This is a genomic window from Azospirillum sp. SYSU D00513 (genome assembly GCF_017356015.1).
GTDB lineage: Bacteria > Pseudomonadota > Alphaproteobacteria > Azospirillales > Azospirillaceae > Azospirillum.
Window position 1 is genome coordinate 150,835 of record NZ_JAFIQV010000001.1, and the last position, 21,208, is coordinate 172,042.

At 68.7% G+C, this 21,208-nt stretch carries 20 protein-coding genes; 7 read left to right on the forward strand and 13 right to left on the reverse strand.

From position 1 onward, the window contains the following. Nucleotides 1-130 precede the first annotated feature (130 nt). Together JUB11_RS00675 and JUB11_RS00680 are read left to right on the forward strand one after the other, a co-directional pair. On the forward strand, nt 131-1,072 hold the full coding sequence (locus tag JUB11_RS00675) for an SPFH domain-containing protein (protein WP_207455269.1): 942 nt from the start codon (nt 131-133) through the stop codon (nt 1,070-1,072). 4 nt (nt 1,073-1,076) lie between these two features. After that, the gene (locus tag JUB11_RS00680) at nt 1,077-1,514 is read left to right on the forward strand and encodes an NfeD family protein (RefSeq protein ID WP_207455271.1); all 438 of its coding nucleotides are present in this window, start codon (nt 1,077-1,079) and stop codon (nt 1,512-1,514) included. Between the two features lie 6 nt (nt 1,515-1,520). Here JUB11_RS00680 and JUB11_RS00685 read toward each other — a convergent pair whose 3' ends face one another. Beyond that, a complete protein-coding gene (locus tag JUB11_RS00685) occupies nt 1,521-2,450 on the reverse strand; it encodes a LysR family transcriptional regulator (RefSeq protein ID WP_207455273.1) in 930 nt (309 codons plus the stop codon). A 125-nt stretch (nt 2,451-2,575) separates the two neighbouring features. Here JUB11_RS00685 and JUB11_RS00690 point away from each other — a divergent pair, with 125 nt between their 5' ends. Continuing rightward, entirely contained in the window at nt 2,576-3,469 is an 894-nt protein-coding gene (locus JUB11_RS00690; protein ID WP_207455275.1) for a DMT family transporter, read from the forward strand. Nucleotides 3,470-3,491: 22 nt separating this feature from the next. Here the strand turns inward: JUB11_RS00690 and JUB11_RS00695 are convergent, their stop codons facing one another. The 8 genes from JUB11_RS00695 to JUB11_RS00730 all read right to left on the reverse strand — a co-directional run bounded on the left by JUB11_RS00695 (nt 3,492) and on the right by JUB11_RS00730 (nt 11,360). After that, on the reverse strand, nt 3,492-4,529 hold the full coding sequence (locus JUB11_RS00695; RefSeq protein ID WP_207455278.1) for a GntR family transcriptional regulator: 1,038 nt from the start codon (nt 4,527-4,529) through the stop codon (nt 3,492-3,494). A gap of 101 nt (nt 4,530-4,630) precedes the next feature. Continuing rightward, the gene (locus JUB11_RS00700; RefSeq protein ID WP_207455530.1) at nt 4,631-5,917 is read right to left on the reverse strand and encodes a TRAP transporter large permease subunit; all 1,287 of its coding nucleotides are present in this window, start codon (nt 5,915-5,917) and stop codon (nt 4,631-4,633) included. Next, complete coding sequence (locus JUB11_RS00705) at nt 5,917-6,420, reverse strand: TRAP transporter small permease (RefSeq protein WP_207455281.1); 504 nt, start codon at nt 6,418-6,420, stop codon at nt 5,917-5,919. The genes JUB11_RS00700 and JUB11_RS00705 overlap by 1 nt, the downstream gene beginning before the upstream one ends. A 43-nt stretch (nt 6,421-6,463) precedes the next feature. Next, nucleotides 6,464-7,456, reverse strand: coding sequence for a C4-dicarboxylate TRAP transporter substrate-binding protein (locus JUB11_RS00710; protein ID WP_207455283.1), 993 nt, complete (start codon nt 7,454-7,456; stop codon nt 6,464-6,466). A gap of 234 nt (nt 7,457-7,690) precedes the next feature. Further along, on the reverse strand, nt 7,691-8,785 hold the full coding sequence (locus JUB11_RS00715; protein ID WP_348771328.1) for an Ldh family oxidoreductase: 1,095 nt from the start codon (nt 8,783-8,785) through the stop codon (nt 7,691-7,693). Continuing rightward, nucleotides 8,782-9,525 carry an SDR family oxidoreductase gene (locus JUB11_RS00720; RefSeq protein ID WP_207455284.1) on the reverse strand — a complete coding sequence of 248 codons (744 nt, stop codon included), beginning with the start codon at nt 9,523-9,525 and terminating at the stop codon, nt 8,782-8,784. The genes JUB11_RS00715 and JUB11_RS00720 overlap by 4 nt, the downstream gene beginning before the upstream one ends. Before the next feature lie 196 nt (nt 9,526-9,721). After that, the gene (locus tag JUB11_RS00725) at nt 9,722-10,216 is read right to left on the reverse strand and encodes a hypothetical protein (protein ID WP_207455285.1); all 495 of its coding nucleotides are present in this window, start codon (nt 10,214-10,216) and stop codon (nt 9,722-9,724) included. 508 nt (nt 10,217-10,724) lie between these two features. Then, complete coding sequence (locus JUB11_RS00730) at nt 10,725-11,360, reverse strand: glutathione S-transferase N-terminal domain-containing protein (RefSeq protein WP_207455286.1); 636 nt, start codon at nt 11,358-11,360, stop codon at nt 10,725-10,727. A gap of 265 nt (nt 11,361-11,625) precedes the next feature. On the opposite strand from JUB11_RS00730, the gene JUB11_RS00735 reads away from it, so the two are divergent. Next, nucleotides 11,626-13,020 (forward strand): aspartate aminotransferase family protein, encoded by a 1,395-nt coding sequence (locus tag JUB11_RS00735; protein WP_207455287.1) that lies wholly within the window; start codon nt 11,626-11,628, stop codon nt 13,018-13,020. Nucleotides 13,021-13,251: 231 nt separating this feature from the next. Beyond that, on the forward strand, nt 13,252-14,466 hold the full coding sequence (gene hemA, locus JUB11_RS00740) for a 5-aminolevulinate synthase (RefSeq protein WP_207455288.1): 1,215 nt from the start codon (nt 13,252-13,254) through the stop codon (nt 14,464-14,466). Between the two features lie 25 nt (nt 14,467-14,491). On the opposite strand, the gene JUB11_RS00745 is transcribed toward hemA, so the two are convergent. Beyond that, complete coding sequence (locus tag JUB11_RS00745; protein WP_207455290.1) at nt 14,492-14,959, reverse strand: hypothetical protein; 468 nt, start codon at nt 14,957-14,959, stop codon at nt 14,492-14,494. 202 nt (nt 14,960-15,161) lie between these two features. Here JUB11_RS00745 and JUB11_RS00750 point away from each other — a divergent pair, with 202 nt between their 5' ends. Both JUB11_RS00750 and JUB11_RS00755 read left to right on the forward strand, forming a co-directional pair. Next, nucleotides 15,162-15,713: a hypothetical protein gene (locus JUB11_RS00750; protein ID WP_207455534.1), complete on the forward strand. Its 552-nt coding sequence runs from the start codon at nt 15,162-15,164 to the stop codon at nt 15,711-15,713. Between the two features lie 111 nt (nt 15,714-15,824). Beyond that, on the forward strand, nt 15,825-16,601 hold the full coding sequence (locus JUB11_RS00755; RefSeq protein WP_207455291.1) for an Hpt domain-containing protein: 777 nt from the start codon (nt 15,825-15,827) through the stop codon (nt 16,599-16,601). Nucleotides 16,602-16,716: 115 nt separating this feature from the next. Here the strand turns inward: JUB11_RS00755 and JUB11_RS00760 are convergent, their stop codons facing one another. The 3 genes from JUB11_RS00760 to JUB11_RS00770 all read right to left on the reverse strand — a co-directional run bounded on the left by JUB11_RS00760 (nt 16,717) and on the right by JUB11_RS00770 (nt 21,145). Further along, a complete protein-coding gene (locus tag JUB11_RS00760; RefSeq protein WP_207455292.1) occupies nt 16,717-18,414 on the reverse strand; it encodes a methyl-accepting chemotaxis protein in 1,698 nt (565 codons plus the stop codon). 485 nt (nt 18,415-18,899) lie between these two features. After that, complete coding sequence (locus tag JUB11_RS00765) at nt 18,900-20,249, reverse strand: globin-coupled sensor protein (protein ID WP_207455293.1); 1,350 nt, start codon at nt 20,247-20,249, stop codon at nt 18,900-18,902. Nucleotides 20,250-20,704: 455 nt separating this feature from the next. Further along, nucleotides 20,705-21,145: a MarR family transcriptional regulator gene (locus JUB11_RS00770; RefSeq protein ID WP_207455294.1), complete on the reverse strand. Its 441-nt coding sequence runs from the start codon at nt 21,143-21,145 to the stop codon at nt 20,705-20,707. Between the last annotated feature and the right edge of the window lie 63 nt (nt 21,146-21,208).

The following is a 21,208-nucleotide window of genomic DNA, read 5'->3' on the forward strand; positions in this document are numbered from 1 at the left end:
GCCAAGAGGCTTGCTCCCGCCCTCCTCGCATCGTCGCGCTTGAGGATCGCCGGTTTCCTGCGCACCATCGAAACGGGAGGGCCGAGGCCGCCCCCGCCCCGACGCAGCAGCCCGACACAGTGGAGCCCCCATGGACCTCGTCATACTCGTGGCCGTCGCGCTGGCCCTGGTCGTGCTCGTCGTTCTGACCAGCGTGCGCATCGTCCCCCAGGGATCAACCTTCATCGTGGAGCGGCTGGGCCGCTACCAGGAAACGCTGATGCCGGGCTTCAACGTCATCGTGCCGCTCATCAGCTCCGTGCGAGCCCGCATGGACATGCGGGAGACGGTGGTGGACGTACCGTCCCAGAGCGTGATCACCAAGGACAACGCCGCCGTCACCGCCGATGGCGTGCTCTTCTTCCAGGTGATGGACCCGAAGAAGGCGACCTACGAGGTCAACGACCTTCAGCGCGCGATCCAGACGCTCTCCATGACCACGCTCCGCACGGTCATGGGATCGATGGACCTGGACGAGCTGCTGAGCCAGCGCGAGACGATCAACGCCGCCCTGCTGCGCGCGGTGGACGAGGCGACGGCCTCCTGGGGCGTGCGCGTCACCCGCATCGAGCTGCGCGACATCACCCCGCCCGCGGACATCGTCCAGGCCATGGGCCGGCAGCTCAAGGCCGAGCGCGACCGCCGCGCCCAGATCCTGGAGGCGGACGCCGACAAGGAAAGCCAGATCCGCATCGCCCAGGGCAAGCTGGAGGCCGCCAAGCTGGAGGCGGAGGCGCGCGAGCGTCTGGCCGAGGCGGAGGCCAAGGCGACGCGCCTCGTGTCGGAGGCGGTGGCCCAGGGATCGAGCCAGGCGCTCGGCTACTTCCTCGGCCAGAAATACATGGAGGCGCTGAAGGCCTTCGCCGACTCGCCCAACCAGAAGACCATGGTGCTGCCCGTGGAGATGGCCGGCGTCGCCGGGGCGCTCGCCGGGCTGGGCGAGATCGTCCGCGGCGCCACGCCCGCCGTTCCCCCCGCCCCCGCGGCGCCGAGGCCCGGCCCCTGGTCCTCCCCCGGCCCGGCGGAGGGCTGAGCCCATGTCCCCGCTGCTCTGGGCCGCCCTCGGCGCCGGCCTCGTCGCGCTCGAACTGGTGGTGCCCGGCCTGTTCCTGGTCTGGTTCGGGGGTGCGGCCCTGGTCACCGGGCTTGCGGCCTACCTGTCCGGCGGCTGGCCGCTGTTCCAGGAACTGGCGCTCTTCACCCTGCTCTCGGCCGCCGCGATCGGCTTCGCCATCGCCCGCGCGCGGCGGAACCCGCCGGGGGCCGACCCGACGGGAATCAACGACCGCGCGGGCCAGCTCGTCGGCCGCCGCGCGACGCTCGGCGAGCCGATCCACAACGGGCGCGGGCGGCTCTTCGTCGGCGACACGCTGTGGCAGGTCGAAGGGCCGGACCGCCCGGCCGGCACGCCGGTGCGCATCACCGGCCACAAGGGCATGGTCCTGACGGTCGAGGCCGTCACGGCGGAAGAGTAATTCCCATCAGGGGTCGGCGGCGCGGGCGGCGGCGGACAGCCGGTCGCGGAGCCACTGATTCCCGGGTTCGCGGTCGTGGGACGCGTGCCAGACCATCCCCACCGGCTGTAGCGGAAGGTCGAATGGGATCGGGCTGGTCTGAAGGCCGAAGGTCGCGGCGCAGAGCAGCGCCGTCCGCCGGCAGAGCAGCGCGATGGCCTCGGTCTCGCGCAGCAGGTAGGGCACGGCGAGCACGTGCGGCGTCTGGAACAGCACCTGCCGGCGGATGCCCTGCTCCGCCAGGGCGCGGTCCAGCGCCTGCGACGCACCGTCGGTGGACTGGACGGTGATGTGCGGCAGCCGGAGGAAGTCGTCCCGGCCGACCGGCGCGCTCAAGCCCGTCCGCGCCGCGTCGAACAGGCAGAGATACCCATCCGCCGGGGCCAGCGCGCGTCGCTTGTGATGCGCCGCCCCGTCGCTGAAGCTTCCGACCGCCACATCCATCCGTCCCTCGTCCAGCGCCCGCAGCATGGAGTCGGGCGCTTCCGTCCGCACGCTGAACCGCACCCCCGGCGCTTCCGCCCGCACCAGCGCGAGCAGCTTCGGCGCGAGGGCGATCTCCAGGCTCGGCGAGATGCCGATGGTGAACAGCCGGTCCGATTGGGCCGCGTCGAACCGGGTGGCCGCGATCACCGAGGATTGCAGCTCCGCCAGGATCGCCCGGACGCTGGCGCTCAATTGCAGGGCGCGCGGCGTCGGCCGCATCTCCGTGCCGGAGCGGACCAGGAGGTCGTCGGCGAAGAGCTGGCGCAGGCGCCTCAGGCTGTGACTCATGGCCGGCTGGCCAACCCCGACCTTCCGCGCCGCGCGCGTGACGTGCCCTTCCGTGACGAGGGCGTCGAAGGCGACCAGCAGGTTCAGGTCGATCCGGGCGAGATTGACGTGGTCGATTGCCATGACGCGCACCATCGATTTCGTTCACGGCCCACCATCCCCTACGCTCCCCACCGCGTCAAAACGAAAGGAGCCCGGGGCATGATCATCCGTTGGGACCGCCCGGCGGGCGGCGCGGGAGAGATGGCATGGGCGAGCTGACCGGGGTGCTGGCGGCGGTACTCTCAAGCGCGCTCGGGGGAACCGCCGTCGTCGCGACCCGCTATGTCGTGAAGGCGACTGATCCCCTGACCCTCGCGGCGCTCCGCTTCGGGCTGGGCTTCCTCCTCCTGCTCCCGCTCGCGCTCTGGAGCCGGGAGCGCTGGCCGGGCCGTGGGGACTGGGCCGGGGTCGCCGGGCTGGGGCTCCTGTTCTTCGCCCTCTTCCCTGTCCTGTTCAACGCGTCGCTCGCCTTCACGACGGCGGCGCGGGGTGCGCTTGCCCTCTCGACGCTGCCGCTGCTCACCATGACGGTCGCGGCGGTCCTTGGCGCGGAGCCGCTGACGGCACGGAAATCGGCGGGAGTCGTGATCGCCACGGCGGGGGTGGCCTTCGCGCTGGCATCCGGGGAGCCGGACGGCTTGGCGGCGGCACCCGCCGGGGCTTGGCGGGGAGATATGCTGATGGTCGGGGCGGCGCTTTGCATGGCGCTCTACAACATCGGGTCGAGGCCCTTCATCACGCGAAGCGGGCCGTTGCGCTTCACGGCCCTGGCGATGGTCTCGGGCACGGCCGCGCTGGTGGGCATCGCCGCCTTTCGGGGCTCCTTTTCCGCGCTCGCGGCGTTCGACGGCGCCCAGTGGTCGGCGACGCTCTATCTCGGGGCGGTCGGGGGAGCGCTGATCTTCTTCCTGTGGGCCTTCGCCCTGAAACGGACCACTCCGACGCGCGTCGCGGTCTCCGTGACCGTCAACCCGGTCACCGCGTCGCTCCTGGGTTCGGCGATCCTGGGCGAGCCGGTGAGCCTCCAGCTGTTCGCCGGCCTGCTTGCCGTCGTCCTCGGGATCTGGATCGCCGTGACGAAGGCGCCGGACCGGCCCTGAAGCATGGCCGCCCTGCCGGGCGTCAGTCCTTCGCGGCGGCGTCCGCCGCCGGCGTCAGGTAGCGCAAGGGCTCCAGCGCGCCGTTGCGCACCAGGCGGTCGATGCGGCCCAGCGCGCGGCCCAGCGAGACGCGCAGATGCTCCTCCAGCCGTTCGGCGGCCTCCTCGGACCGGCCGGCCTCCAGCGCGCGGACGATGTCCAGATGCTCCTCGATGAAAGGATCGGACTGGAAGGCGGCGCTGGTTGCCTCGTAGAGAACGGAGTTGGTGATGAGCAGCGCGTGGTAATGCTGCAGCGTCTCCAGCAGAGTCGCGTTGTCGCCGTGGGACAGCAGCTCCACGTGCATCCGCTGCTCCAGCCGGTCGAGTTCCCGCGGCGGCACCTGGTCCGGCCGCTCGCGCGCCGCCTCCAGCTCGGCGCGCATCGCCGCCAAAAGCGCGCGCGGAACATGGCGTGCCGCCTTGCGCAGGGCCACCGGCTCCAGGATGCGGCGCATCTCGTACAGCTCGCCGGCGCGGTCGCGCGTCAGGGCCGGGAGGTACCAGCGCGAACGGCTGTCCTTGCGGATGATGCCGACATGCTCCAGCCGCGCCAGCACCTCGCGCGCGACGGTGCGGCTGACCCCGTAATGGAGGGCGAGTTCGGTCTCGACGATCCGCCAGCGCCCGAAGGCGGCGCGCACGGTCGCCTGGCGGGAGACGTCCTGGTAGATGCCGGCCCAGCTCGCCGCCGCCGTCAGCCTCTGCCCGGCCGGTGCCGCGTCCGGAGCCGCGTTCGGCAACAGGCCCGGCACCGGCGCGCCGTCCGCGACGACGTAGCTGCGGCGGTTCTCCGACCGGCGGACGAGGCCCGCCCGCTCCAGCCTCTGGAGCGCCGCGCGGACGGGCGCGCGGCTGACGCCGAACTCCTCGGCCAGCGTCACCTCGAACAGGGGAGCGCCCGCTTCGAGATGGCCGGCGGCGACGCGCCGCTCGATCTCCGACGCGACCTGCTCGTGCAGGCGGGGGCTGCGCCCCGCCGCCGGTCCCGGAGCCTGGCTTTTCGACGCTTCGCCTTCCATCCCCGTCCGCGCTGTTGAGGGTGCCGGAGGGAAAGTCTAGTCCAAGCCCCGCCCCGCCGCATCAGCTTTGGGTGGAAAATTCCATGCCCCGGTATGATGCCTCAGAAGCGGTTGAACAGCAGGTTCGGCACGTAGAGGACGACCTGCGGCGCCAGGATGAGGAGGAGCGTCACCACGGAAACCGCGATGAAGAAGGGTACGGACTCCCGCGTGTACTCGCCCAGGGGGCATTTCAGGACCGAGCAGACCGCGTACATGGCCGCCCCGACCGGCGGGGTGAAGTTGCCGATGGTCGCGGCGATGATGAAGATGATCCCGAAATGCACGGGGTCGCCGCCCAGGTTCAGCACCACCGGCAGGAAGATCGGCGTCAGCATGATGACCAGCACCGTCCCGTCCACGACGAAGCCGGCGATCAGCACGAACAGCACGATCAGCGCGATGACGCCGTTCAGGTTCTCGGTGACGCCTGTGATGCCCTCGGCGATCAGCTCGGGCACGCGCTCCAGAACGATGCCGTAGCTGAAGATCGCCGACAGGGCGATCAGGAACATCACGGCACCCACATCGGCCAGGCTGCCCTCCAGCGCCTCGATGAAGCTCGCCCTGCGCAGCTTACGATAGACCAGCAGCCCGATGAGCACGGCGTAGACCACCGCGAAGGCGCCGATCTCCGACGGGGTGAAGACGCCCATGCGCAGGCCGAGCAACAGGAAGACCGGGAAGAGCAGCGCCCAGATGCCACCCCGGAAGGCGCCGGCGATCTCGCGGGCCGGCAGGCGGGTGCGCCGCTCCGGCTCGTAGCCGCGCATGCGGGCGGTGATCGAGACGGTGACGCCGAGTGCCACCCACAGCAGCAGGGCCGGCACGAATCCCGCCGCGAAGAGCCGGCCGATGGAGACCTGGCCGATGGTGCCGTAGAGGATCATGCCGATGCCCGGCGGGATGACCGGCGTCAGCACCGACCCGAAGGCGATGATGCCCGCCGCGAAGCCCTTGGTCATGCCGCGCTTCATCATGCCGTCGCCGAGCATGCGCGCCTGCATCGCCGCGTCGGCGATGGCCGATCCCGACACGCCGCCCATCAGCGCCGACAGCGCGATGGACACCTGGGCCAGCCCGCCCTTCCAGCGCCCGGTGATGACCGAGGCGAGGTTGAGCAGCTGTTCGGTGATGCCGGACTTGTTCATGAAGTTGCCGGCGATGATGAAGAGCGGGATGGCCAGCAGCGCGAAGTTCTGCGTCTGCGAGATCGTGACCTGCACCGGGATGGTGAAGGGCAGGTCCGGGTTCTGCAGGAAGAACAGCGCGCCGGAGATACCGATGGCGAAGGCCACGGGCATGCCCATCAGGACGAAGACGGCGAATCCGATGGCAACCAGCAGCATCACGCGTTCTCCGTCTTCAAGCCGCCCTCGTGCAGCCCCGCCCCACCCTGGAACTCCCGCCGCATCTTGCCGATGCAGGTGATCAGCAGCAGGGCCGCACCCACCGGCAGGCTCATGGTCACCCAGCTGTAGCTGATCTCCGGGATGCCCTGGAAGCTGCGCGCCCGGCTGGTCCAGGACAGCCAGACCCCGGCGACGATCAGGAAGACCAGGAACAGCGCGATGATCGCGTGGTTGAGCGTCGCGACCGCGCGGCGCACCCCCGGCGAGGCGCGGGCGGTCAGCAGGTCGATGGACATCAGGCTGTCGCGCCGCCAGGCGATGTCGGCGCACAGGAAGCAGGCCCAGGCGAACAGGCAGGTGGCGACGTCGTTCGCCCAATTGATCGGGTAATGCATCAGGCGGGCGACGCCGCCGCAGAATATCAGCACGACCATCAGGACCAGGAAGAGGCCCGCGACGACGGCCTCCGCCTTGCACAGATATCGATAGAAGCTCGTCATTTCGCGCTCCCTTCGCGGTTCTCTCCCCGGTCCCGGCGGGTGTTTACTTGCCGATTTCCTTGTAGACGGCGGCCTTGGCGTCGCTGAGGTTCAGCTTCTTGTAGGCCTGCTCGCCCGCCGTGCGGAAGGCGGCGAGGTCCACGTCCTTGACGATGGTCATGCCGCGCGAGGTGATCTGCTCCTTGGTCTTGGCCTCCAGCTCCTGGATGTTGCGGGAGGTTTCCTCGCCGGCCTTCGTGCATTCCTCGACCAGCGCCGTCTGGTAGTCCTTGGGCAGCTTGTTGAAGAAGGCGGCGCTGATCACCTCGAAGTTGATCAGGGTGATGTGCTTGGTCTCGTTGGCGTATTGCAGCACTTCGTAGAAGCGGCCGCCGGGAATGTTGTTGTAGACCAGCTCGACCCCGTCGATGGCCTGCTGCTGGAGGGCGGGATACATGTCGCCGAAGGGCATCGCCACCGGCGAGGCGCCGAGCGCGCGGATGGATTCCTGCCAGATCGGGGCCGGCGGCGTGCGGACGCGCATCCCGCTGAGGTCCTGCGGGGTCTTGATCGGCTTGTTCGTGAAGAAATGCCGGGCGCCCTGGACCCAGTTGAAGCAGACGACCTTCAGCCCGTGCTTCTCCGCCAGCTCCTCCTGCCACTTCACCATGGTCGGGGCCTGGGCCAGCTTGCCGACCTCATCGAGCGTCTCGACGAAATAGGGGCCGTTCACGACGGCGAGGCCGGGGACGTAGGTGCCGAGCCGCGCCGCGTCCGTGTTCTGGCCGACGTTGGCGCCCTGGCGCATCTGCTCGATGATGTCCTCCTCCACGCCCAGTTGGGCGCTGTGGAAGACGTCGATGCGAAGGCCGCCCTTGGTGCGCTCCTCGACGCGCTTGGCCCAGTTGACGAAGCCCTTGTGGAAGGGCTCGTTCGGGGCGAGCACGTGGTTGAAGCGCAGGGTGAACTTCTCCTGCGCCTGGGCCGCCCCGCCGGCAGCGGCCAGCAGGCCGAGCGCCGCGCAGACGGAGAGGAGAGTGTTGCCGAACCGTGCCATGATCCGCTCCTTTTCAAGAACTCGCGTTTTCAAGAACTCGCGTTGTGGGGTCGATGCGGTCGGAGGAACCGCCGGTCACCGGCCGGCCATGGCCGTGTCGAGGCGCCGTGTGGTCATGCTTCCTCCCTGAAGGCCGGCCTCTCCCCCTCCGGCGGACCGGGCGGGGAAAGGTGCGGGCTTCCTTGCATGTCCGGCGCGGTTGCTCCGCGCCTGAGGTCTTCTTGCAACCGGCCCTCAGCCCTTCGGGCTGGGGACCTGAAGGCCGTAGCGCTGCCCGAGCTGGGCGAAGGCCTCCACCGTCGTCGGGTCGATGGGGATGCCCTGTTGCCGGCGGTGGTCGGCTTCCGCCCATTCGCGGTCGCCGGGGGCCATGACGGTCTTGCCCGGCAGGGTGCGCGAGCCGCGCAGCCGCTCCAGGTAGCGGGCCATGCCGCCCTGGAACTCCGCCTTGGTCAGGAAGGCCTCCGGCCGGATCGCCATGACGAAGGCGCCCATGCCGCGCGGGGTGCTCATGTCCGGGCCGGGCATCGGCAGGATGTCGAAGCTCAGCTTCATGCCGGTCAGAACGGCGCTCAGGATCTCCACCATGCCGGCGAGTCCGGCGCCCTTGAAGCCGATCTCGCCGCCGAGCGGGGCCAGCATTTCCGCCTTCTCGGGGTCGGTCGTGTCCACGCCGTTCTCGTCCGACGCCACGCCCGCCGGCAGGGTCCGGCCGAGGCTGCGGTAGAGCTGCACGCGGTTGTAGGGCACGGCGCTGGTCGCCATGTCGAACAGCCAGGGACGCTCGCCCTCCACGGGCACGCCGACGGCGATGGGGTTGGTGCCGTGGAAGCGCTCGGCCCCGTCATGCAGCCGCATGAAGCTGTCGGAATTGCAGAAGGCCATGCCGATGCAGCCGGCTTCCGCTGCGGCCAGCGCGTAGGCGCCCGCCGGTCCGAAATGCGAGTTGTTGCGCACGGCGACCGCGCCGATGCCGAAGGTCCCCGCCAGCTCGACCGCCTTCTCCTGCGCCCGGTAGGCGCCGAGTGCCCCGTGCGCGTCGTCGGCGTCCAGCGTGGCGACGGCGCCGAACTCCGTGACGAAGCGCAGGTTCGGGCGCGGGTTGACCCGCCCTTGCGTCATCACCGTCACGTAATGCATCAGCAGCCGCACGCCGTGGCTGTCCACCCCCAGGCTGGAGCCGTGCATCATCGCGCGAGTCGCGGCGTCCGCCGTCGCCTGGTCCGCCCCTGCCGCCAGGAACACCGCACGGCAGAAGGAGTCGAGTGCGGCGGCGTCGTAACGCAGCACGTTGGGTGGGGAGGATTGCGGCTTTTCGGTTCCGGTCACAGCGTCTGGCCTCCGTCGATAACGAGTGTGTGTCCCGTCATGAAACCCGATTCGGCGCCGGACAGGAAGACGGCCGCGGCGGCCATCTCCTCCACCGTGCCGAGCCGCCCCATCGGCTGGCGCGCGATGAACTGGGCGCGCATCGCCTCGGGATCGGGGCTCGCCTGGATGCGGTCCTCCAGCGAGGGCGAATGGGTCGTGCCCGGGCAGAGCGCGTTGCAGCGGACGCCCGACCCGATGAAGTCGCGGGCCACCGCCTTGGTCAGCCCGATCACCGCCGCCTTGGCGGTTCCGTAGGCGGCGCGGTTCGGCACGCCCGTCAGGCTGGAGGCGACCGAGGCGACGTTGACGATCGCCCCGCTCCGCCGCTCCAGCATGCCCGGCAGCGCCGCCCGGATGGTGTGGTACATCGAGGTGACGTTCTGGTCGAGGCTGCGTGCCCAATCCTCCGGCGAGCAGTCCAGGATGGTCCCGTTCTGGACCCAGCCGGCGCCGTTGACGAGGATGTCGAGCGCCCCGGCCGCCGCGACGGCGCGGGCCACCGCCGGGCCGTCGGTGACGTCCAGCGCCACGGGCGTGATCGCCGGATCGAGTCCGGGCAGATCCTCCATCTTGGACAGGGTGCGGCTCGCGGCGACGACCGACGCGCCCTCCGCCGCGAAGGCCAGCGCGATGGCCCGCCCAATGCCCTGCCCCGCCCCGGTGACGAAGGCGCGCTTTCCCGCAAGCCTGCCCGCCATGATCCGCCCTTCCGCCGCCTCAATCGATGTTCAATGTATACACTACACATTGTCGGTTTTTGCGGCAACGGGAATCCGGCCCCAGACTTCGCCATTCGGAACTTCGGGGCACAAAAGCCACGAACCCGGCGGTGCTCACCGCCGGGCTCATGGTTTGTGTTCAGAATTTTTGTTCGGAAGCCGAAGGGCCGGGAGGTCAGGAGGCCCGGCGCAGCCCTTGCACCGGGAGCGCCGCGCGGCGCACCGTGGCGGCTGCGATGAAGGGCAGGATCTCGCCCTTGGCAGGCCGGCAGGGCTCGGTGCCGTCCAGAGCCCATTTGTAGGCGGCGGCGACCGCCGCCCGGTCACGGCCGTCGCCCGCGAAGACCCGCAACCCTGCGGACAGGCCCCGGTCCAGCGCGGCGCGTTCCAGCGCGGCGCTCTGCGGCAGCCCATGGACGATCAGCGAGCAGCGGGCGCCTTCCGCCCGCTTCAGGACGGCGAAGAGTGCCGCAACATGCGGGGAGTGGACATGACCGGCCTCCGTCCCCCGGAGATCGACGATAAGGTTGCACCGGCGCCCCGACGCGATGAAGCCGCCCGCGGCGTCCTCCAGCAGGGCGGACAGCCGGCCCGCCTCGGCGACCGATAGATCCCTGTGCAGGACGGTGTGAAGGCCCCATTCCTTGACGGACATCGAGAAGCTTTCCATCGCGCATCCCCTCCGGCGGTGTTGCGTGGGCGACGCCCGCCGACGCGGCCATCCCCGTTCCAGGAAGCAGGATAGGACGCAATCTTTAACAGTTCGTTTCACTGATTATGTTTGAATCCTGACATCCACGTTACGCCCGCCTTACAGCCCATTCATCTCCCTGTCGGGCTCGTGCGCTCCCGCTCATGAACGGAACGGCCGCCAAACGGAAGCGGGACAGAAAATTTGTTTGGGACTCCAGCAATTTGCCCTTGCATCAAAAGCCGGACGGCGTTAGCTTGTCTTCAGCGGCCCAAGGCTAGGGAGGAAACGTCCAACAAGGACGTGCTGCGCAACAGCAGCGACAAAGAAACAAGAAAACGGCCCGCACGGATATGCAGCCCCTTCCCCAGGAAGGCGGGCTGTTTATCTGTTTGCGCATGGCGCGATTGGCGGCTTTGCCGGTCATGCCGGTCATGCCGGTGCGAAACGCCCCGGCACACCCCGTTCGACAAACCCCCGCAACCGATCAGTAGTAGGGATCGCTCAGCCCCTCGGCGGCGAAGCTCTCCCGCACGGCCGGGCGCTCCAGGATGCGGGCGAGGTAAGGGCCGAAATTGACCCGGCCGCGGGCCGGCCGGGCCATGAAGCGGGTCCAGCGCGCCAGCATGAAAAGGAAGGCGTCGGCCACGCCGTAGCGGCCTCCCACCAGATAGTCCTTCCCGGCGAGTTCCTGGTCCAGCCGGTCGAAATGCGCGGCGATGCGCGCCTCCGCCCCGGCCTTGAAGGCGGCCTCCGCCTCGGCACCCGACACGTAGCGCTGCGGGTAGAAGTACAGCAGCATGTCGGCTTGTACGGTGTTCGTCAGATGAACCAGCCACTTGTAGAGGTCTGCCCGCTCGGGCGTGCCGGGCGCCGGCGCCAGCCCGGCGTCCGGATGCCGGTCGGCGAGATGCAGGCAGATCGCCGCCGCCTCGTACAGAACCAGGTCGCCGTCCAGCAGCGTTGGCACGCGCCCGTTCGGGTTCAGCGCCAGATAGCCGGGCTCCTTGTGCTCGCCGCGTTGCCGGTCGAGCATCCTCAGTTCGAAGGGCGCGCCGATCTCGCGCAGCAGGATGTGGGGCGCCATGGCGGCGCTGCTGGGCATGGCGTAGAGCGTGTACAAGGCCGGCCTCCTCCCTGGTTCGGGGCCGTCCTCCCGACGCCCCTCCCCACCGGATAGCCCGGCGGCGGCACCCCGTCCAGAGCGGCCTTGCGGGCGCCGGCCCAAGTGGCCCGGACGCCACGGCGCATAGCCGCAATGCTCCCGGCGAAGCTTTGTCGGGCGAAGCCGGCGGGGTTATGGTTGATGACGGCCGCCCGAAGAAGTCCGTTCGACGAGAACAAGTCACGCGGCGAAGCCGGCTGGAACAGAACGGGGCGAAACAATCATGACTGGCGTGAACGATCTGACGGCCACCGCGGCCGGCAACTCCGCGGCGAGCCGCGACAAGGCCTATTTCCTGCACCCCTACACGAATCTCGACCTGCACGAGACGCAGGGGCCGATGATCATCGACCGGGGCCAGGGCATCCGCGTCTACGACGACGCCGGCAAGGAATACATCGAGGGCATGGCCAGCCTGTGGTGCGCCTCGCTCGGCTGGGGCGAGGAGCGGCTGGTCGAGGCGGCGGCGCGGCAGATGCGCAAGCTGGCCACATATCACACCTTCACCCACAAGTCGCACGAGCCTGGCATCGACCTCGCCGAGGCGCTGATCAGGCTGGCGCCGGTGCCGATGTCGAAGGTGTTCTTCGCCAATTCCGGTTCGGAGGCGAACGACACCGCCGTCAAGCTGATCTGGTACTACAACAACGCGCTCGGCCGCCCCGAGAAGAAGAAGATCCTCTCCCGGATCAAGGCCTATCACGGCGTCACCGTCGCCTCGGCCAGCCTCACCGGGCTGCCGAACAACCACCGCGACTTCGACCTGCCGATCGCGCGCATCATGCATGTGGACTGCCCGCACCATTACCGCTTCGCCGAGCCGGGCGAGAGCGAAGAGGATTTCGCCACCCGCCTCGCCGCCAACCTGGAAGCCACCATCCTGGCCGAGGGGCCGGACACGGTGGCCGCCATGTTCGCGGAGCCGGTCATGGGGGCCGGCGGCGTCATCGTGCCGCCGGCGACCTACATGGCGAAGGTCCAGGCGGTGCTGAAGAAGTACGACGTGCTGCTGATCGCCGACGAGGTCATCTGCGGCTTCGGGCGCACCGGCCGCTTCTGGGGCTCCCAGACCATGGACATGCAGCCGGACATCCTGACCTGCGCCAAGCAGCTGTCGGCCGGCTACCTGCCGATCTCCGCCGTGATGGTCAATGAGAAGATCTACCAGGCCTGCCTGGACGAGAGCCGCAAGATCGGCACCTTCGGCCACGGCTACACCTACTCCGCCCACCCCGTGGCGGCGGCGGTGGCGCTTGAGACGCTGAAGATCTACGAGGAGCGCGACATAGTGTCCCACGTCGGCTCCGTGGCGCCGGTCTTCCAGCGCCGGCTCAAGGCGCTGGGGGCCCATCCGCTGGTCGGGGAGGCGCGCGGCATCGGCCTCGTGGGTGCGGTCGAGATCGTCGCCGACAAGGCCGGCAAGACGCCCTTCGATCCGCCCGGCCGGGCCGGCGCCGTGGTCAATTCCCTGTGCCAGGAGAACGGGTTGATCGCCCGCGCCATGGGCGACGCGGTGGCGCTCTGCCCGCCGCTGATCGCGACGGAGAGCGACGTGGAGGACATGTTCGACCGGCTCGGCCGCGCGCTGGACGCCGCCCTTCCCGTGCTGAAGCCGTAAGCTCCCGCGGGTGCGGCCGGATGAGAAAAGCGGTCCGGCCGCACCCCTGATTTCGATCAATGCCGGGTGGAAACCCACATGCGATCATGCCATCTTCCGAAGGCCGGCGAGCCATCGGCCGAAAGGCCGTAGGCCCCTTGGCCGGCATCGGTAAAGCCGAAGGACAGGACGCGCCGCACGGCCCTTCCGCGGGCCGGAAGCACCCGCGCAGCATCGCGAACGGACAGAGCCATGGATTACGAGAACTTCTTCCGCACCCAGATCGCCGCCCTCAAGAACGAGGGCCGATACCGGGTGTTCGCCAACCTGGAACGCCGGGCGGGAAGTTTTCCGAAGGCCGTCTGCCGCGACTGCACTGGCGCCGAACGCGAGGTGACCGTCTGGTGCTCCAACGACTATCTCGGCATGGGCCAGCACGAGGCGGTGCTCTCGGCGATGCACCGGGCGCTGGACGAGGTCGGGGCCGGGGCCGGCGGCACGCGCAACATCTCCGGCACCAACAACTACCATGTGCTGCTGGAGCGCGAACTGGCCGAGCTGCACGGCAAGGAGGGGGCGCTCCTCTTCACGTCCGGCTACGTGTCCAACGACGCGACGCTGACCACGCTGGGCAAGATCCTGCCGGGCTGCGTCATCCTGTCGGACGCGCTGAACCACAATTCCATGATCACGGGCATCCGCAACAGCGGCGCCGAGAAGCACATCTTCCGCCACAACGACCCCAAGCATCTGGACGAGCTGCTGTCGCAGATCTCGCCGGACCGGCCCAAGGTCGTGGCCTTCGAGAGCGTCTATTCGATGGACGGGGACATCGCGCCCATCCACGACATCTGCGACGTCGCGGAGAAGCACGGCGCGCTGACCTACATCGACGAGGTCCACGCGGTCGGCATGTACGGCGCCCAGGGCGGCGGCGTTTCCGAGCGTGACGGCGCGGCGGACCGGCTGACGATCATCGAGGGGACGCTGGGCAAGGCCTTCGGCGTGCAGGGCGGCTACATCACCGGCTCGAACGCGCTGATCGACTGCATCCGCAGCTTCGCGGCCGGCTTCATCTTCTCGACCTCGCTGTCGCCGGTGCTCGCCGCCGGCGCGCTGGCCAGCGTCCGCCACCTGCGCAACAGCCAGGCGGAGCGCGAGCGCCATCAGGAGCGCGCCGCGACGCTGAAGCGCATGCTGGGCGAGGCGGGGCTGCCGGTCATGCCGTCGGTCAGCCACATCGTGCCGGTGATGGTCGGCGACCCGCGCCGCTGCAAACAGGCCACGGACGAGCTGATGGAGCGCCACGGCATCTACGTGCAGCCCATCAACTACCCGACCGTGCCGCGCGGCACGGAGCGGCTGCGCTTCACGCCGACCCCGCTGCACGGCGACGCCGAGATGGCGCGCCTCGTGGACGCGCTCCTCGACGTCTGGAGCCGGCTGGACCTGCGGCTGGCGGCCTGAACCTCCCGCCGCACTTGGCCCCTTCTTACTTGGACGAGTCCGGCTTCGGGTTGGCGGACGCGTCGTCGGCCGGCTTGATCTGGGTGCGGTCGCCCGGATCGACGCGGTACAGCCGGTCGTTCTCGCCGGGGTCGTTCGACGGCTCCTCCGCCGTCTGCGGACGCTCGCGGTCCTCGTTCAGCGACTCTTGCGTCTTGGCGTTGGTGGAGGCGGTGCCGTTGTCCGAGGACCCCATGCGGTTGCCCTGGCCCGGCGGCGGGGTGTAGTTCGGGTCGGCGGGCGACGCCAGCCGGTCGCCGGACGGCCCGCCATGCTGTTCGCCCACACCCTTTTCCGCTCCCCGGTAGCCGTCCATGCCCGTCCCATGGGTGTCCTCCGGCGCGGTCCGCTGCACGGGGGCCTGCTGGGCCTCCAGCTGGCCCTGGCTCTGGGCCAGCGCGGCCGGCGCGAGGCCCAGCGCCATGACGGCGGCGATCGCGGCAAGCTTGGTCACGGTGGTCTCCCTTCGATTCTTGTCGAGATGACGTCTCCCCCGAAACAACAGCCCCCGCCCGCCCGCGTTCCCGCTTCCGCCGCCGGCCCCATCCATCCGTGCCTTTCAGCCATCTGGACTAAGGCGCCCCGACGCCTTACCTTCAGCGGACGGAATCGTCATGCCCCGCCGCCAGGCGGGCGGCGCCGGAAGGGAGTCCACCATGTACCGCGACAATTCGCTGATGCCGAAGGAGGCCGTCCGCCTCGCCGTTCTGGGGACGCTGATCCAGAACGGGCCGCAGCGCTACGCCGACCTGGCCTCCTCGGTCCGCCATTTCCTCGACCGCATCGCCGGCCCGTCGCTCGACCTCATGGGCACCTCGCTGGAGATGCTGCGCTATGAGGGGCTGATCGAGGCGCTGGACGGCACGGGCATGGAAGACAACGCCCTGCTCCACGCCACCCCGCCCGGTCGGACGGAGTTCGACACGCTGATGCGCGCCAACGTGCGCGCGCCCTCGGCCGACGGTCTGAACAAGCTCGTGATCGGCTTGAAGCTGCGCTTTCTGCATCTTCTCGACACCGAGGCGCAGAAGGACCAGATCGACCATCTGGCCTCGCTGCACGAGACGGAGCTGGCCCGGCTCGGCGACCTGAAGCGCACCGAGGCCAAGGCGGAGGCCGAAGGTCATTTCACCGAATGGCTGGAGCATGACATCGCCCAGGCCGAGCAGCGGCTCGCCTGGTTCAACAGCCTGCTGGCGCGGATCTGAGGACACGGCGTCAAACAAGGGAATGACCGCCGCCTCCGGAAAGATTTCTTAACAGGTTGTGGGTAGCCTTGGGAGTACATCCCTCCCGAAAGCGCCAACCCGGATCCGCCCATGACCGTGCTCGCCTCGCCCGACGATTTGGAAGCGCAACTCCGCATCGAGTTCGTCGATGACGCGCGAGACCGACTGGAGACGATGAACCGGGCGGTGAGCGACGCCGAGAAGGGCCTGCGCGCCGACGCGGAGGTCCTCGGCCTGCTCCGGCTCGAGACGCACAACCTCAAGGGCATGGGCACGTCCTTCGGCTTCCCGGCCGTCAGCCTCGTGGCGCACCGGCTGGAGGACTATCTCGCCGGCGTTCCCCGGCTCGACGACCGCAAGCTGGCCGACCTGCACATCTTCCTCGATCGCATCGCCCAGCTGGTCGACCGGGCGGAGCAGCCGCAGCTCGCCGAAACCAACCAGATCATCCGCGCCCTGCCCGTCCGCTACCAGTTCGAGGTGACGGACGTCGAGATCCGCAACGTCGAAATCATGCTGGTCACGCCGTCCAAGGTGGTCGCCCGCAAGCTCGGCACGGAGATGGCGGCCTGCGGCTACCGCACCGTGACGGTCGGCGACCCGATCGAGTCGATCAGCCTCGCCGTCCGGGTGCCACCGGACATGGTGATCGCCTCGATGGTGATGGACGGGCTGTCGGGTCTCGACCTCATCCGCGGCCTGCGTGCCATGAGCGTCACCCGCGACGTGCCGATGGCGCTGCTGACCTCGCTGAACCTCGACAACCCCGCCCTGAAGGAAATCCCGCCGGGCGTGTCCGTCATCCGCACCGGCGAGCATTTCGGCGAGGATTTCGCGGCCGTGGTCGCCAAGCACAATCTCGGCTGAGGCGCCGCTTCCGTCACGGCGGACCTTGCAACGACAACGTCGCCACGACGCCATCGCCATGAAAAAGGGGGAGCCTCGCGGCTCCCCCTCTTCGTTTCCGGCCCTGCCCTGCCGGTCAGGCGGCGCGGACGGTGGCGAGGAAGTTGCCGACCTCGGCCTTCAGCCGCTCGGCCTCCTCGGCGAGGCTGTTGGCGGTGCCCAGCACCTGGGTGGCGGCGGAGCCGGTCTCGGTCGCGGCCTGGGTCACGCCGGTGATGTTGAGGTTGACCTCCTCCGCCCCGCGCGCCGCCTGGGCGACGTTGCCGGAGATCTCGCCGGTCGCGGCGTTCTGCTCCTCGATGGCCGCGGCGATGCCCGTCGCGATCTCGTTCAGCTCGCCGATCGTCCGGCCGATGTTCGCGATCGCTCCCTGCACGCCGCCGGTCGCCCCCTGGATCTCCTTCACCTTGGACTGGATCTCCTCGGTCGCCTTCGCGGTCTGATTGGCCAGCGCCTTGACCTCGCTGGCGACGACGGCGAAGCCCTTGCCGGCCTCGCCGGCGCGCGCCGCCTCGATGGTGGCGTTCAGCGCCAGCAGGTTCGTCTGGCCGGCGATGGAGTTGATCAGCCCGACCACCTCACCGATCTGATAGGCGGCATCGACGAGGCCCTGCATGCTGCTCTGCGTCCGTTCGGCCTCCCGCACGGCCTCGCCGCTGATGCGGGTCTGGGTGGAGACCTGACGGCCGATCTCCAGGATGGAGGCGGCCAGCTCCTCGGTCGCGGCGGCGACCGTCTGCACGTTGGCCGAGGACTGCTCCGACGCGGCGGCGACGGCGGTCGCCTGGCTGCTCGCCTGGGCGGCGGAAGAGGACAGCGACGTCGCCGCACCCTGCATCTGCGTCGCGGATGCGGCCACCGTTTGCACGATCCCTTGGACGCTGTGCTCGAAGTTCGCCGCGAGCTGCGCCAGTTCGGCCTTGCGCTGCGCTTCGGCCCGCGCTTTCTGCTCCTCCTGCTCATGCTGGAGGCGCTGCATCTCGATCCCGTTGTCCTTGAAGACCTGGAGCGAGCGGGCGAGCGAACCGACCTCGTCCTTGCGGTCGCAGCCCTGGACGGCGGTGTCGAGGTCGCCCTGGGCGAGTTGCCCCATCGCGGCCGTGATGCCCGTCAGCGGCCGGGCGATGAGCCGGACGACGATCAGCAGCGTCAGCCCCAGCCCGAGCAGGAGGCCCGTGACGGAGGTGATCAGCACGGCATCCCTGGTGTCGACCGCCATCGCCCCGGTGCGCTCGACCATCTCCGCCATGTTCTTCCGGTTCGCATCGACGCGCTGCTCGATGAACTCCACGGCCTTGCGGCGGGCGGGACCGGCCTCTTCGGCGCTGATCCTGAAGGCTTCCTCGAGCCGGTTCTGCAAGCCGACCGCGATGACCTTGTCCGCCGCGGCGAAGTAGGCGCCGAGCAGCGTCTGAAGGGTGCGCGCCGTCTCCCGGCGCTGGTCCGTGTTCGCGGTCGCCCCGAGCGTTGCGATGATCGCCTCCGCCGAGGTCCGCGCTTCGCGGAACTGGTCGGCGTAGGCCCGCATCTCGCTGTCGCGGGTCTCGAGGATGACGTTCTTCTCCGCGACCGTCGCGGCGTTGAGTTGGCGGCCGACGTCCAGCATCTGCGCCCGGCGTTCGGCGACCATGCTGACGGCTTCGCGCGTCACATCGTCAAGGGCGGAGACCCGCGTCACGGCCGTCCAGGCGATCACGCCGACGACGGCGGCCAGGAGGGCGACCGGAAACAGGATCTTCGTGAGCAGGCGTTGATTGACGAACCAGCGGATCAAGGGCGCCCTCCATGGTTGCGGCGCTCCGCCGACACGGCATATGCCATGAGCAGAGCTACGCCTTGTTTCATATAACCCTAGCATGACACCCGCACCCTGATCGCCCTTGATTTGTATCAAATACCGACTTTTTCTTTTCATGGTGGAAGGGAAACCTCACACCCCTCCACCTCACCCTCAAAGTTTTTCTCGTCGTACGACAGACGAGGGCAAGGAACCGTCGGCATCGCGGCAATCTTCGAACGACCGCCTGCACCGCATAGTGCGCGCGTTCTGGAGCCGAACCGACGCACGGCGAAATGAAAAAGGGGAGCCCTTCGGCTCCCCCCTTCCTCACGGTCCTATACGATTTTCATGACGTCCCGACCTGTGGTCAGGACTTCCGCGCCCCGTGGCGCGGGGGGCGGGGCGCGGGGCCGCAGTCGCGGCCCTGTACCAGGTTCGGAGGTCGGAATTTTCCGAACCCGGTCTTAACTGGCAGTGCGTCAGGCGGCGCGGATGCGCGTGAGGAAGGCATCGACCTCGCCGCTCAGAGTGTCGGCGTCCTTGCGCAGCAGGTCGGCGGCCTGCAGGACCTCCTCGGCGATGGCCCCGGTCTCCGTGGCGCCCTGGGTGACGTCGCCGATGGTGCGGTTGACGCGCTCGGTTCCCGTCGCCGCTTCCTGGACGTTGCGTGCGATCTCCTCCGTCGAGGCGGCCTGTTCCTCGACGGCTGCGGCGACGTTGGTGACGATGGCGTTGATCCGGGTGATGGTGTTGCCGACGCTGCCGATCGCCTGGGCGGAGTCGCGCGCGGCCTGCTGCATGGCGGCGATCTGGCTGGAGATCTCCTCGGTCGCCTTGGCGGTCTGGTTCGCGAGGTTCTTCACCTCGCTGGCGACGACGGCGAAGCCCTTGCCGGCCTCGCCCGCGCGCGCCGCCTCGATGGTTGCGTTCAGCGCCAGCAGGTTCGTCTGGCTGGCGATGTTGTGGATCAGGCTGACGACCTCGTCGATGCGCTTGGCCGCCTCGACGAGCCCGCTGACCGTCGCGTTGGTCCGCTCCGCCTCGACAACGGCTGAGCTGGCGATCTGCGAGGATTGGCTGACGTTGCGCGCGATCTCGGAAATGGAGGCGGTGAGCTGCTCGGCTGCGGCGGCCACGGTCTGCACGTTCATGGAGGCCTGCGCGGCGGCGCCGCTCACCTCCTCCGACTGGCGGCTGGTGGTCTCCGCGATCTGCGTCATGCGCTGGGCGTTGCCCTGCATCTGGCTGGTGGCCGAGGCCGTGTTCTGGATGACGGACTTGATGCTGCCTTCCAGATCCTCGGCAATCCGGTGCGCGATCTTGCGCTTGCTCTCGGCTTCGGCCGTCGCGTAGGTCTCCAGCAGCAGCTCCAGGTCGAGCCACACCACCTTGCTGAGCGCCCGGCGCAGCGCCGCCTTTTCCTCCGCCTCGCGGCGCCCGAACAGGCCCCGTGCGGGAGCGTCGAGCTGAAGTTCCTCGATCACACCCCTCATGACGATGGAGTGGCAGATCGACACGGCGTAGGCCGGAACCCCATGCTCGTAGAAAGCCCTGGCGAGCCGGTTCGCGGACTCCAGGAAGGCATCGTCCAGCTTGCCCGACGCGGCGAGAACCCAATGCCGGACGCGGACGGCGTGCACCGAGGGGATGCGCAGCGTCGCCTGGATCTCCGGCCAATCGGAAAAGCGCTCATGCCAGGATTCGATGAGAGCGGGCAGCCGCTTCTCGGCAAAGTCCCTGTGCCGCGCCAGCAGCTGGAGATCGGCCTCGCTCACCTGGAACACGGAAAGGCGCTTGTTCGTCATGTCGGCAGCGGACCGGTCCACCATGGAATTCCCCCGAAATAAGCCTGTTGCCAAAGCGCGCGGCAGGCAACGCCGGCAGCTTACCCCCCTTTACGGGGGTGCCAATGATTTGGATCAAATTTTTGCGAAAAGAAATGATTATTATTCCGGGCGGTATGACGTTTTTGTTGCCTTACTTCACGAATTATTTCGAAATGGATAGAACAAAACGCCCGTAACTTGAGGTTGGTGGCACGAAGCGGTTTTGCGCCCAATTAGAAGGAGCGCATCGCTGAATGATCAAGTCATTGCATTTCTGCGGTGAAGCGTCTTTCCGCTCCATGTTTTGCCTCTTCATACGCGGGCATGAACCTGCCGGCGCCGAACCGGCGGGCAAGAAAGGCCCGCAAGAAAAAAGGCCGCGACACATCGCGGCCTGTCCATTCTGAAGCCCGTGCCTCAACAACCCGCGCCGGGAGGCTTCCCGCCGGACCGGAGCCTCACTCCGGATGGCGCAGCACCCGCTCGCGCAGTTGCACGATGCGGCTCTTGAGTTCGCGCGCCTCGTCCATGTCACCGTCGAAGGCCTCGCGGAACCAGTCGGGAATGCAGCCCGCCCGGCAGTGGAGTTCCCGGCCTTTGTCGGTCAGCCGTACCCGCACCTGCCGTTCGTCGCTGGGATCGCGGGAGCGCTGGACGTAGCCGGCGGCCTCCAGCCGCTTCAGCAGGGGCGTCAGCGTGCTGGATTCCAGGAACAGCTTCTCGCCGATGCCGCCCACCGTCTGGTCGTCCTTGCCCCACAGCACGACCATGACGAGATACTGCGGGTAGGTCAGCCCCATCTGGTCCAGCATCGGTTTGGTGGCGCGGTTGATGGCGTGCGCCGTCGAGTGGATGGCGAAACACAGAAACTCATCGAGTCTCAGGGAATCGTCGGCCATGTCTGAAGTCCCTCCACCCCGCCGGCCATGACCGGCTGCACTGAATCGCACGCGACATAATGG

Excerpts from the sequence above, each read along its gene's own strand:
- JUB11_RS00675 (WP_207455269.1), top strand. The coding sequence starts at position 131 with ATGGACCTCGTCATACTCGTGGCCGTCGCGCTGGCCCTGGTCGTGCTC.
- JUB11_RS00680 (WP_207455271.1), top strand. The coding sequence starts at position 1,077 with ATGTCCCCGCTGCTCTGGGCCGCCCTCGGCGCCGGCCTCGTCGCGCTC.
- JUB11_RS00685 (WP_207455273.1), bottom strand. The coding sequence starts at position 2,450 with ATGGCAATCGACCACGTCAATCTCGCCCGGATCGACCTGAACCTGCTG.
- JUB11_RS00690 (WP_207455275.1), top strand. The coding sequence starts at position 2,576 with ATGGGCGAGCTGACCGGGGTGCTGGCGGCGGTACTCTCAAGCGCGCTC.
- JUB11_RS00695 (WP_207455278.1), bottom strand. The coding sequence starts at position 4,529 with ATGGAAGGCGAAGCGTCGAAAAGCCAGGCTCCGGGACCGGCGGCGGGG.
- JUB11_RS00700 (WP_207455530.1), bottom strand. The coding sequence starts at position 5,917 with ATGCTGCTGGTTGCCATCGGATTCGCCGTCTTCGTCCTGATGGGCATG.
- JUB11_RS00705 (WP_207455281.1), bottom strand. The coding sequence starts at position 6,420 with ATGACGAGCTTCTATCGATATCTGTGCAAGGCGGAGGCCGTCGTCGCG.
- JUB11_RS00710 (WP_207455283.1), bottom strand. The coding sequence starts at position 7,456 with ATGGCACGGTTCGGCAACACTCTCCTCTCCGTCTGCGCGGCGCTCGGC.
- JUB11_RS00720 (WP_207455284.1), bottom strand. The coding sequence starts at position 9,525 with ATGGCGGGCAGGCTTGCGGGAAAGCGCGCCTTCGTCACCGGGGCGGGG.
- JUB11_RS00725 (WP_207455285.1), bottom strand. The coding sequence starts at position 10,216 with ATGGAAAGCTTCTCGATGTCCGTCAAGGAATGGGGCCTTCACACCGTC.
- JUB11_RS00735 (WP_207455287.1), top strand. The coding sequence starts at position 11,626 with ATGACTGGCGTGAACGATCTGACGGCCACCGCGGCCGGCAACTCCGCG.
- hemA (WP_207455288.1), top strand. The coding sequence starts at position 13,252 with ATGGATTACGAGAACTTCTTCCGCACCCAGATCGCCGCCCTCAAGAAC.
- JUB11_RS00750 (WP_207455534.1), top strand. The coding sequence starts at position 15,162 with ATGTACCGCGACAATTCGCTGATGCCGAAGGAGGCCGTCCGCCTCGCC.
- JUB11_RS00755 (WP_207455291.1), top strand. The coding sequence starts at position 15,825 with ATGACCGTGCTCGCCTCGCCCGACGATTTGGAAGCGCAACTCCGCATC.
- JUB11_RS00765 (WP_207455293.1), bottom strand. The coding sequence starts at position 20,249 with ATGGTGGACCGGTCCGCTGCCGACATGACGAACAAGCGCCTTTCCGTG.
- JUB11_RS00770 (WP_207455294.1), bottom strand. The coding sequence starts at position 21,145 with ATGGCCGACGATTCCCTGAGACTCGATGAGTTTCTGTGTTTCGCCATC.